We start from the raw sequence: 11,148 nt of genomic DNA on the forward strand, positions 1-11,148 counted from the left end.
GCCGGCATTCTACGACAGCATGTCGAAGGCCTGGGCCTCCACGCTGTTGAAATCACGGAAAAACTCGGCAAGCCGGGCATAAAACCGTGCGGCCGGTTGCGCCACGATCGCGTCGTGCAAGTCGTCCGCCCAAGGCCGGATATGCGCCAGGTAAAACTCGCGCTGCAAGGCGAGGCTGGAACCGTCGGCCTCCGGTCGGGTGATCAGCAAACGCATCGCGTCGCACAGATAAGCGATGTGGTCTTCCGTCTCGGGCATGGCGGGCGCACGCGCCAGACCGAGCTTGGCCAGGTCATCGCGCAGCTGCACCAAGGGCTTTTCATTGAGAAAGCCGGACAAATAATGCGAGCCGAACAGGTAGACATCGGGCTTGCCCACGCCACCGAATAGCGTGTCGTATTCGGCGGAGATCGCCGCCACATCCAGCTCGCGCGCCACGCCTAGCAGCGCATTCCACGACGGCGCCAGCGCGCTTTCCGGCTCGGCCTCGGGTGCGGCACGCAGATGCGCCAACAACTCCGCCGAGGGCGGCGCGTAGAACAGATGCGCCAGCAGCGTATAGACCTCCGCGCGGGCGGCGTCCTCGTCCTCTAGGGCGAGGGATTGATCAGGTAAAGGATTCGTCGTCATAAATCGGTGATCCGCGCTTCATCGGAGGAAGAATACATATCGATGACGCGGCAGTCGCCGCACATCTTCAGACGCTCCAGCGCCGCGCCCTGGAACATGGAATGGCCGCCCAGCCGTTGCAGCATCGCGTCCACGCCCTTTTGCGTGCCAAACGCCTTGTTGCACCGTATGCAGTGGAAAGGCTGCGCCTCGTTAAGCACGACGGCCTGTTTGCGTTGGTCGGATAGCAGCAGACGCGGCACCAATGCGATGGCGTCCTCGGGGCACGTTTTTTCGCACAAACCGCATTGCACGCAGTTGCTCTCGATAAAGCGCAGCTGCGGCAGTTGCGAATTATCCTTTAGCGCGTTGGCGGGACAGGCGCTCACGCAGCTCATACAAAGCGTACAGGCGTCCTTGTTGACAGCGATCGCACCGAATGGTGCGCCCAGCCCAGGGGCCCCCTGCGGTAATGCGATGGCCTCGGCCTCGCGTGCAGGCGCCCAGGCGATCAGATGATCCAGCGCCAGGCTCAACGTGGTGCGCTTTTCAGGTGCGGTTGCAAAGCGGGCGGTTTCATTCGGGACGGCAGGTGCACGCTCGGCGACGAGTCGCAGTTCGCGATCCAGCGCAGCCGGATCGGTCGCGTTCAACAGATGCAGATGGTGGCCCGTATAACCCAACCCGTTCAGAGTCTCCTGCGCGATGCCCATCTGCGCTTTCAGGCCTTCCTGGTATTGGGGCGCCTCTTCATCGGTGAGCAACACCGCGATTTGCGAAGCTCCCCATGCGATGGCCGATAGCCACAGGTCTGGGCCGGTGCTGGCGGTATGCCACAGCGAGACCGGAATCACATTGGCCGGCACGCCCGACGCCTGCCCCAGCTGCGCGGCGCGACCCAGGGCCTCGATCAGATCCTGTCCGGCTTGCTGACTATGCAGCAGCAATACGGCGTCCTTGCCTCCCGCACGCGAGTAGGTATTCAACAGCGTACGCAGCTTCAGACCCTGATCGCCATTGCGTGGGTAGGTGTACGACAGCGCCCCGCTGGGGCATACGGTCGTACAGGCGCCACAACCCACGCAGAGGTACGGATCGACCACGATGCGCTGATGATGCTTATCGCTGCTGATGGCCTGGGCCGAGCATATATCCACACAGGCGCGGCAGCCCTCCATTTCGTTGCGGCTATGTGCGCAGAGCGACTGCTTATAGTCGAAGAACTTCGGCTTATCGAATTCCCCCACCATCTCGCGCAGGCGCAGCAGCGTGGCGGGATTGCGATCGCGCCAGGTGAAATAGCCTTGCGGCGGCGCATGCCGCACGAACTGCGGCTGCTCTCCTAAATCCAGCACCAGATCGAAGCTCTCGGCGGCGGTGATCGGCGAGCGCTGAAAATCAATCGCGCCCGCCACCGTACAGGACGCCGTACAGTCCCGATGTCCCGTACAGCGATTCAGGTCAACTTGATAATCCAACCCGATCGCGCCCTCTGGACAGGCCGCCACACACGCATTGCAGCGCGTGCAGAGGTCGAGATCGATCGGGTTGCGTTGAGACCAGGTCAGTTCGAACGCGCCGAGCCGGCCCGTCAGGCTTTCAATCGCCCCCGCGATCACGGGATAACGGCGCGTTTGACGCCCTGCGCCTTGGCCCGGCGCCGGCGCGAACAGCGTGACCTCGAGCACATCGTCCAACATGGCGGCGGCGGCCTCGGCCTGATCCAGCGGACCGATGATCAGCAGACGCCCCGCGCTGCGATAGGTCACGGTGGCGACAGGCTCCGGCTCCGGCAGATGGGCCGCGGCCAGCAATGCGGCGATCTTGGGCATCGCGTGCCGGGCATCGCGGCTCCAGCCGCCCGTCTCGCGTATGTTGACAAAGCGCACCGGCGCCACGGCGCCCTCGGTCGCGCGGCCCAGTTCCTCGAACAGGCGGGTTTCCTGCGTACAGGCCACCACGACCGTGTCGGTTCCCCGAATGGCCTGCTGGTAGTCGCCTGCCTCTCTGCGGCAAAGCAGCGAATGTGGCGCCAGGGGTTCGCCCATGACCCTGCCTAGCGCGTCGGGCGCCAGCGGCATGGTGCGGTTGCAGTCACAAATCAGGGTGGTCATAAAGGCTAAACCATCAATAACGAATCACGGGCAGAGACAATTGCGCTGGACACAGGCAGCGCGGCGGCGTTCTCAGCGAGCCGATGGCGCTGACTGTGCGTCACGTTTTTCGCTGTCCGGCGAATCGGGTTGCTCCGGCGGTGCGGGCGCGGCATCCGGACGGGCGTCCTCGATACTGCGCGACCGCTCGGCGTCTTCCCGGTGCTCGTCGCTGGCCTGCGCGATGGGCGCGTTCTCGCCGTCTTCGGTCAGGGTCTCGAACATCTTCAGCGCCTGCGCACTGGCCATGCGACGCAACATGGGCGCCGGCAGCGGCTCGAGCTGGGAATAATCGTCGATATAGATATCCAGCCCGTCCATCACATTGTAGTGGGGATCGGAAAACAACTTCTTCAGCGCCGCGTTGCGCACCTGCGGGTCCACCTGTTGCGACACGAAAGGCGCGAAATCGGAGTCCGATGTCAGCGTCTTCACATCGTCCAGCGTAAGTGGAGCGGGCTCGGATTCCCCAGAATGCGCATCCGGGCGCGCCGGGCGCGGGTCCTGTGTCAGGCTCCCGGCGGCGGTGACGCCTGGCTCAGGGATTTCCGTCGCAGCTGCACCCGATTCGACAGTGTGCGACGCAGCCGCCCCCGCCTCGTCCGGCGCGACGCCCGCAACACCTTCATCCTGGCGCGGCTCGTCTTCTAGCCGTTGTCCCTGCCGCGCTTGCACCTTGCGGCGCGACCAGCGATGCAGGAAGCCGCCACGAACTTCGTCCGTCACGATGCCCCCTCGCCACGAAACTTCTTCACAGTGGACACCGAGGCCGGGTTGCCAAACCGGTCTTGCAGCGGCTGAAAGCTCGCCGGCCGCTTGCGCCGCTTCGGTTCAGGCACATAGTTGGCCTCGATAAACGCATTCATCCATGCCACGATTTCAGGTGGCGCGGGAACTTGCTCGACCATCTCCTGCGCATCCAACCAGCGCCCCGCATCGTGATAGCTGAGCGTCACGATCTCGGGACGCGCCTGCGGCTCGCCGGCGTCTTCGCTTTCGTGCATGCGCCACAGCACGAACCAGCAGGGCGCCGGCGTGGTCGCGTTAAGCACATAGCCTTCCGCATCGTCGCGAAAAAGCCTGACGGTGTAACCCGGATGCAGCCAACGCTCTTGCGTATCGTCCTTTAGCAACAGACGCGGCGCGGTGCCAAAGGTCGGCTCGTTGACGACCACATCATCGAGTTCCCAGCGCCAGTCTTGCCAACGGCTCATCGGGCCAGTGACGCGCACCTTGCGCATCACCACCGCGACATCCAGGGCCAAAGGGACCGGCTCGCTCATGAGACCTCCTACGACGCCCGGCTGATGGAAATCGCCGAGAGCTTGGCCGAATGATCTTTCGGCATGTCGGCCACGGCCACCGCCACCTGGCGCGCGACCGATTTATACAGTTGCGCGACTTCGCCGTCGGGATCGGCAATCACCGAAGGCTGGCCGCCATCGGCCTGCAGCCGGATGTTGATATCCAGCGGCAACGCGCCCAGATACGCCAGGCCGTAATCGGCCGCCATTTTCTGGCCGCCACCCTCGCCAAAAATATGCTCCGTGTGGCCGCACTGGCTGCACACGTGCACCGCCATGTTCTCGACCACGCCGAGGATCGGCACGCCGACTTTCTCGAACATCTTCACGCCCTTGCGAGCGTCCAACAGCGCGATGTCCTGCGGCGTGGTGACGATCACCGCGCCCGTGACCGGGACCTTCTGGCTCAGCGACAGATGAATATCGCCCGTGCCCGGCGGCATATCGACCACCAGATAATCCAAGTCTTTCCAATTCGTCTGACGCAGCAGTTGCTCCAGCGCCTGCACCGCCATCGGGCCGCGCCAGATCATCGCCTCGTCGGCGTCAACCAGGAATCCGATCGACATGACTTGCACGCCGTAATTTTCCAGGGGCTCCATGGTGGAGCCGTCCTCGCTTTGCGGGCGCGCGTTGATGCCCATCATCATCGACTGGCTGGGGCCGTAAATATCGGCATCCAGAATCCCGACACGGGCGCCTTCTGCGGCCAGCGCCAGTGCGAGGTTCACGGCGGTAGTGCTCTTGCCCACGCCACCCTTGCCCGAAGCAACCGCGATGACGTTCTTGATGTTGGGCAGCAAGGCCACGCCGCGCTGCGCGGCATGGGCTGCGATCGCGGTGCGCAGATTCACGGACACATTGCCCACGCCCGGCACCGATTTCGCGGCGGCGATCAAGGCGCTGCGCAACGCAGATACCTGACTTTTCGCCGGGTAGCCGAGTTCCACATCGAACGCCACGTCCGCGCCATCGATCTGGAGATTCTTCACCGATTTGGCGTCGGCCACGGGGCGGCCGGTGTTGGGGTCTATGACGGCCTGCAAGGCCTGAAGCAGAGTTTCGGAAGCGACCATTGGGTCTTTTATCTAATCAACGTAATTGGGAAAGTAGGCGCCTGCCGTGAATGCACGGCGGGACAACCGCGGGCGCGCACGCTTGGCGCTCCGGGCGCCGTGGCAGCATGCCTTCGGTGGCACTGGCTGCCCTGGGGACGAATCGGGCCCTTTCGGCTCATGTTAGCAGAGCAGCCCGGAGACAGCGATCGCCCTTGGCGCCTGCCCCACGCGGCCTGGTCTATACTGGCCGCCATTGCGCGACGCTGAAGTCGGCGCTTTTTTCGCGTGCCATGATTCAAACCAACGACATCACGGGCCTCATCCTGGCCGGCGGACGAGGCAGCCGCATGGGCGGCGTAGACAAAGGATTGCAGAATTTCCAGGGGATACCCTTGGCGCTGCATGCCTTGATGCGTCTGTCGCCCCAGGTAGGCCTGACCATGATCAACGCCAACCGCAATCTGGCGGCCTACGAATCCATGGGCGTCGATGTGTGGCCCGATGATATGCCCGATTTCGCGGGCCCGCTCGCCGGACTGGCGGCTGGCCTGTCGCGCTGCGAAACCGCTTATCTCGTCACGGTGCCCTGCGATTGCCCGCGCTTTCCGCTGGATATGGTGTCGCGTCTGGCTCAGGCATTAAGCGAGCAGGACGCCGATATCGCCATGGTCGCCACGTCAGAAAACGGACAGATACGGACACAGCCGGTTTTCTGCCTGCTGAAAGCCTCGTTGCTGGCCAGCCTGTTGGACTTTCTGCGCAGCGGCCAGCGCAAGATCGACGCGTGGACCGCCCAGCATCGCTGTATCGAAGTGGTATTCGACGATGCACAGGCGTTCGCCGGCGCCAATACCTTGTCTGAATTGCAACAACTCGCTCCATGACCCGTCCTTTGCCCCCCAGTCTGGCCTCCATCGTTTCCTGTATCAGCGGCTACGATCCGAACGCGCTGCCTATCCCGCAGGCGCAGGCATTCATCGACCAGCTGGTACCGCGCATCGACACGGTGGAAATGGTGCCTTTACGCTCGGCGCTGGGCCGTGTGCTCGCGCGCGACGTTGTCTCGCATTTGAACGTACCCGCCCACGACAACTCCGCCATGGATGGCTACGCCTTCGCCGGCAGCGAGCTGCGTGACGACCAGGACACCGTCCTGCAGGTATTGGGATCGCTGCACGCGGGCGAACGCGCCGATCAAACGGTGGCGCCCGGTCAATGCGTGCGCATCATGACGGGTGCGGTCATGCCCGCCGGCCTGGACACCGTGGTCCCGCAGGAATTCGTGCGTCAGGATGGCGATCGCATCGTCATCCCCGCCAACGTGCTGCGCGCCGGCGACAACCGCCGGCTGGCCGGCGAAGATCTGGCCATAGGCGAGCCGGCGTTAAAGGCCGGCCGCGTGCTCAGACCGGCCGATATCGGCTTGATGGCTTCGCTGGGCCGCGCCGAAGTCCCCGTACAGCGTCGCCTGCGCGTGGCATTCTTCTCCACGGGCAACGAACTGCGCTCGATCGGCGAAACGCTGGACGAAGGCTGCGTCTACGACAGCAATCGCTATACGCTGTGGAGCATGCTGCAGCGCCTGGGCGTCGAGGTCCTGGACCTTGGCGTGATCCGAGATGATCCGGCCGCGCTGGCCGAGGCCTTTCGCGCGGCCGCCGCGAACGCCGACGCCGTCATTACCTCCGGTGGCGTGAGCGTAGGCGAAGCCGATCACACCAAAACCGTCATGGCCGAGCTGGGCGAAGTCCTGTTCTGGCGCATCGCCATGCGTCCGGGGCGGCCCATGGCGATTGGCCGCATCCGCGCCGATCATGGCGATGCCATCCTGTTTGGCTTGCCCGGCAATCCGGTGGCCGTCATGGTGACCTTTTACGCCCTGGTGCGCGACGCCTTGCTGAAAATGGCCGGCGCCGAAGGCCAGCCAATGCCGCTGCTGCGCTGCACCGCTGCCCAACGCATCCGGAAAAAACCGGGGCGCACCGAATACCAACGTGCCATTGTCACGCGCGGTCCGGACGGCGGCTGGCAAGCGCGCATCACCGGGTCGCAGGGCTCGGGCATTCTGCGCAGCATGAGCGAGGCGAATGGCTTGATGGTGCTGGGCCACGACCAGGCCGACATCGCCGAGGGCGACTGGGTCGATGTTCTGCCGTTTGACGGCCTGATTTAAACGGACGACAGTTGTGACCCATACGTCCAAGACAAGATTGATAGGCTTTGCCGGTTGGAGCGGCGCGGGCAAAACCTCGCTGCTCGCCAAACTGATCCCGTGCCTGAATGCCCGCGGGTTCAGCGTGTCGACGATCAAACACGCTCACCATGCCTTCGATATCGACACGCCGGGCAAAGACTCGTACCTGCATCGCGCTTCGGGAGCGACGGAGGTGTTGGTCGCATCGTCCGCGCGCTGGGCGCTCATGCATGAATTGAGAGGCGCGCCCGAGCCGGAACTACCCGAGCTGCTGGACGCGATGCGTCCGGTCGACTTCATCCTGGTCGAAGGCTTCAAGCGCAATGCGCATGTGAAGATTGAAGTTCACCGCCGCGCCAACGGCAAACCTTGGCTCTACCCCGACGATCCCAGCATCGGCGCCATCGCCAGCGACGCGGAAGACGCCGCGCAACACCCGCTGCCTAGCGTGCCCCTGGACGACATCGAATCGGTGGCGGATCTGGTCGAGCGTCTGGCCTGGCCACTGGAGGTCGCGGTGGCGCGCTTACGCGAGTCGCCCCCCGGCGCGCCATCGGACACGCGCTGATCTTCGGGCACGTCGCCCCCGCTGCACGGGCCTTCGTCTGTGCCCTTGCAAATGTCGGAGCTGCTGCGTCACGGTATCATCGTCGGTCGCGTCTGCCTCGAACGTCGAGTCTTCAAGATATCGCCGTCCGCGACGCCTGCTCCACAGATGACCGATCTCCCGCTTCGCGGTATCCCCTTTGCCGGCATTTCCTTGCTCGCCTTTCCCTTGTAAAGTAGCGGCTGCAAAATTAGCCCGCAGGCGTTGAGACCTATCTTGTATTTCATATTCCGAGGCAACGAACTTCTGGTCCGCGAGACCGAAATCGAACTCCCCGACGCCTCGGCTTGCGCCGCGCTGAATCTGTCGCATGATGCCCTGCAGCAAGTATGGCTGCATGATCCTGCAATCCGTACCACGCATGTGCCCCTGACCAGCGAACCGCCGCCCGGCTACGCCTTTCGCAAGCTCCGTGCGTTATTGAGCGAACTGGGCGACCGCTGGGCTGTTGCCGGCCGGGCTTTCCAGGTCGCCGAATGGGCCCGCACGCATCGTTTCTGCGGCGCCTGTGCGACGCCCATGGCGCCCGTCGGCCACGAACTCTGTATGCGCTGCCCCGCCTGCGGCCTGTCGTCGTATCCGCGCATTTCGCCGGCAATGATGGTGTTGATCCGCAAGGGCGACAGCATCTTGCTCGCCCGTCATGCCACCTACGCCACCGCGCGACACACGGCGCTGGCCGGGTTTGTCGAGGCCGGCGAAAGCATCGAGGACGCCATCCATCGCGAGGTGTACGAAGAAGTCGGATTAAAGGTCAACAATCTGCGCTACTTCGGCAGCCAGTCCTGGCCCTTCCCCCATTCGCTGATGATTGCCTTCACCGCCGAATATGTGTCGGGCGAAATCCGCGTTCAGGCCGATGAGATCGCCGAAGCACGCTGGTATGGCCCGGCAGACACGCTACCCGAAATCCCCGCGATTGAATCCATCGCCGGCCGCTTAGTCCGCGCCAACCTTCCGTCAGGCACGTCCTGTCCCTGACACTCCGACCTGCCTGATGGCCCCCGGCCATGGGCGAAAGACGCTCCATGCGAAACGCTACACTGATTTTCATCCTCGCCTCGTTCTTGCTACTCGTCGGCAGCCGTCTTGCGTTAGCCGCCTGGCAATGGCGCCGCGTACGTAAAGCCGGCGGTCTGCGGCCCTTATTGTGGGGCGGGCTGCGCATCGACGCGCATCAAATCGCCGTGCTGGTGGCCTTGCCCGCGGTGTTATCGCCATGGTTGGCGCACATCCCGGCGGCCGCCGTCGCCACCGGCATCTGGCTGCAAGTTTGCTGGGTCGTGCTCGGATTTTTAGAGATTGCCACGCCCGCCTTTATCCAGGAATACGACACGCGGCCCAATCGCCTCTTTGTCGAATATCTCAAGCATCCCCGCGAAGTCTCCGGCATGCTGTGGCGCGGCTATAAACGCGAGCTCACGGGCGCGCTGGTAGCGTTGATCGTGTTGGTGGTCATCGGTCATGCCTTGTTTAGCAATCCGCCCGTGGAAGCGCGCTGGTCGTGGTGGCTGATGCCAGTGGGCAGTCTGGCAATCCTGGCCGCCGTCATTCTCGCCATTCGCGGCACGCTCGGACACCGGCCCATCAACCCATCCACCGTTGCTTATAGCAATGACGGACTGCTCAATGCATTGGCGCTGAACTCGCTCTATAACGTGTTTTATGCCATCTACAGCATGAAGCACGAAAAGTCGGCGGGCGCCGTCTACGGCCGCATGCCCGGCGAACGCATGCAGGAGATCGCCTTGACCTGCGCGGGCCTGCCCTACCCGCCCGCGATCGCGACGCATCCCAGCGTACATGTGCAGACACCGACCCGCCAGCGCAGCCGCCCGGCCAATATCGTCATCATTCTCGAAGAAAGTCTGGGCGCGCAATACAGCGCTGCTCTGGGCGGCGCCCAAGACCTCACGCCGCATCTTGACGCCCTCGCGCGCCAAGGCTGGGCGTTTACGCGCGCCTATGCCACCGGCACGCGCTCCGTGCGTGGGCTGGAAGCGGTCACCGCGGGCTTTTTGCCCACGCCCGCGCAAGCCGTGCTCAAACTGCCTGCCGCGCAACGCGGATTTTTTACCTTGGCCGCCGGGCTGGCGGGCCATGGCTATCACTCGCGCTTCATCTATGGCGGGGAATCCCATTTCGACAACATGAAGGGATTCTTCCTTGGCAACGGCTTTGACGAAATCGTGGATTTGCCGGACTTCAAGAATCCGGCCTTCGTCGGGACCTGGGGCGCGTCCGATGAGGACATGTTTACCCAGCTCGACGCCAAACTGCGCGCCGATGTCGAAAGCAACACGCCCTCGTTTACGCTGGCTTTCAGCGTATCGAATCACTCGCCCTGGGAATATCCCGCCGGCCGCATCAGCGTGCAGGGCAATCCCGCCACGGTAGAAAACACCGTGCGCTATGCGGATTGGGCGCTGGGGCAATTCTTCGAGCGCGCGCGCCAGGCACCGTATTGGGAAGACACGATCTTCTTGATCGTGGCCGATCACGACTCGCGCGTCTTCGGAGACACGCTGATTCCGGTCACGCACTTCCACATCCCTGCGGTCATTCTGGGCGCCGACATCGAAGCGCGCCGCGACGACAGCATCATCAGCCAGATCGACCTGCCGCCGACACTGCTATCGCTGGCGGGTGTGAGCTGCACGCATCCCATGCTCGGACATGATCTGACGCGCAGCACACCGAATCGCGCCATCATGCAGTATGAAAATAACTATGGCTATATGAAGGGCGACGACTTGCTGGTGCTATTGCCCGGCAAACCCGCAGTGCAGTTCCGCTACAGCATGCCGGAAACCTTCGAACCCGTCAGCGTCAACCCCGCGCTGGCCGAAGAGGCCCTGGCCCATGCGCTATGGCCGAGTTGGGCCTACCGCGAAACACGTTACTGCGTGCCCGTGGACAACTAGAAAACACCGGCCGGCATCGAAAATGTCGGCCATAGCGCCGACGCTAATCGGCGCAAAGCTGTCGCTGAAAAACACAACATGGGGGCGGGCAACACGCCCGTATTCCAGCGCCGCAGTGCAATCAGAAACTACGATTAATAAGAATTGTCTGATTTCCCGGCGAAAGGTTGCATTTCCATTTGAGCCCGATGGGCCTTGCCTAGAATGGCCTCATCCGTAAGTGCCGTCCGACACTTGCTTTAACGATTTCCCATGACTCGTACTCACCGGCCAACCCAGCGCCGTTAGCAGCGAGAGAC

The 11,148-nt window shown here is 63.4% G+C and carries 10 protein-coding genes; 5 read left to right on the forward strand and 5 right to left on the reverse strand.

Features of this window, described 5'->3' with window-relative positions; all coding sequences use genetic code 11:
- Window positions 1–9: 9 nt before the first annotated feature.
- The 5 genes from GOQ25_RS13565 to apbC form a co-directional block, all read right to left on the reverse strand.
- Window positions 10–630, reverse strand: a complete 621-nt coding sequence (locus GOQ25_RS13565) for a molecular chaperone (protein WP_160351018.1) — start codon at window positions 628–630, stop codon at window positions 10–12.
- Window positions 627–2,723 carry a 4Fe-4S binding protein gene (locus GOQ25_RS13570; protein WP_202109465.1) on the reverse strand — a complete coding sequence of 699 codons (2,097 nt, stop codon included), beginning with the start codon at window positions 2,721–2,723 and terminating at the stop codon, window positions 627–629. The genes GOQ25_RS13565 and GOQ25_RS13570 overlap by 4 nt, the downstream gene beginning before the upstream one ends.
- A 72-nt stretch (window positions 2,724–2,795) precedes the next feature.
- Complete coding sequence (locus GOQ25_RS13575; protein WP_160351019.1) at window positions 2,796–3,488, reverse strand: DUF3306 domain-containing protein; 693 nt, start codon at window positions 3,486–3,488, stop codon at window positions 2,796–2,798.
- The gene (locus tag GOQ25_RS13580; protein WP_160351020.1) at window positions 3,485–4,045 is read right to left on the reverse strand and encodes a DUF3305 domain-containing protein; all 561 of its coding nucleotides are present in this window, start codon (window positions 4,043–4,045) and stop codon (window positions 3,485–3,487) included. Before GOQ25_RS13580 ends, GOQ25_RS13575 begins: the two co-directional genes overlap by 4 nt.
- Window positions 4,046–4,053: 8 nt before the next feature.
- Entirely contained in the window at window positions 4,054–5,142 is a 1,089-nt protein-coding gene (gene apbC / locus GOQ25_RS13585; protein WP_160351021.1) for an iron-sulfur cluster carrier protein ApbC, read from the reverse strand.
- Between the two features lie 272 nt (window positions 5,143–5,414).
- Here apbC and mobA point away from each other — a divergent pair, with 272 nt between their 5' ends.
- The 5 genes from mobA to GOQ25_RS13610 all read left to right on the forward strand — a co-directional run bounded on the left by mobA (window position 5,415) and on the right by GOQ25_RS13610 (window position 10,849).
- A complete protein-coding gene (gene mobA, locus GOQ25_RS13590) occupies window positions 5,415–6,008 on the forward strand; it encodes a molybdenum cofactor guanylyltransferase MobA (protein WP_160351022.1) in 594 nt (197 codons plus the stop codon).
- Complete coding sequence (gene glp / locus GOQ25_RS13595) at window positions 6,005–7,297, forward strand: gephyrin-like molybdotransferase Glp (protein ID WP_160351023.1); 1,293 nt, start codon at window positions 6,005–6,007, stop codon at window positions 7,295–7,297. The genes mobA and glp overlap by 4 nt, the downstream gene beginning before the upstream one ends.
- 13 nt (window positions 7,298–7,310) lie before the next feature.
- Complete coding sequence (mobB, locus tag GOQ25_RS13600; RefSeq protein WP_160351024.1) at window positions 7,311–7,886, forward strand: molybdopterin-guanine dinucleotide biosynthesis protein B; 576 nt, start codon at window positions 7,311–7,313, stop codon at window positions 7,884–7,886.
- A gap of 255 nt (window positions 7,887–8,141) precedes the next feature.
- Window positions 8,142–8,906, forward strand: a complete 765-nt coding sequence (nudC, locus tag GOQ25_RS13605; RefSeq protein WP_160351025.1) for an NAD(+) diphosphatase — start codon at window positions 8,142–8,144, stop codon at window positions 8,904–8,906.
- Window positions 8,907–8,953: 47 nt separating this feature from the next.
- Window positions 8,954–10,849, forward strand: coding sequence for an LTA synthase family protein (locus tag GOQ25_RS13610; RefSeq protein WP_160351026.1), 1,896 nt, complete (start codon window positions 8,954–8,956; stop codon window positions 10,847–10,849).
- The last annotated feature ends 299 nt before the right edge of the window (window positions 10,850–11,148 follow it).

Source organism: Bordetella sp. 15P40C-2 (assembly GCF_009763235.1).
In the GTDB taxonomy this organism is placed as follows: domain Bacteria; phylum Pseudomonadota; class Gammaproteobacteria; order Burkholderiales; family Burkholderiaceae_B; genus Bordetella_A.

Bases quoted from the DNA above. Each gene is read 5' to 3' on its own strand.
- GOQ25_RS13565 (WP_160351018.1), bottom strand. From the start codon at position 630: ATGACGACGAATCCTTTACCTGATCAATCCCTCGCCCTAGAGGACGAG.
- GOQ25_RS13570 (WP_202109465.1), bottom strand. From the start codon at position 2,723: ATGACCACCCTGATTTGTGACTGCAACCGCACCATGCCGCTGGCGCCC.
- GOQ25_RS13580 (WP_160351020.1), bottom strand. From the start codon at position 4,045: ATGAGCGAGCCGGTCCCTTTGGCCCTGGATGTCGCGGTGGTGATGCGC.
- apbC (WP_160351021.1), bottom strand. From the start codon at position 5,142: ATGGTCGCTTCCGAAACTCTGCTTCAGGCCTTGCAGGCCGTCATAGAC.
- mobA (WP_160351022.1), top strand. From the start codon at position 5,415: ATGATTCAAACCAACGACATCACGGGCCTCATCCTGGCCGGCGGACGA.
- glp (WP_160351023.1), top strand. From the start codon at position 6,005: ATGACCCGTCCTTTGCCCCCCAGTCTGGCCTCCATCGTTTCCTGTATC.
- GOQ25_RS13610 (WP_160351026.1), top strand. From the start codon at position 8,954: ATGCGAAACGCTACACTGATTTTCATCCTCGCCTCGTTCTTGCTACTC.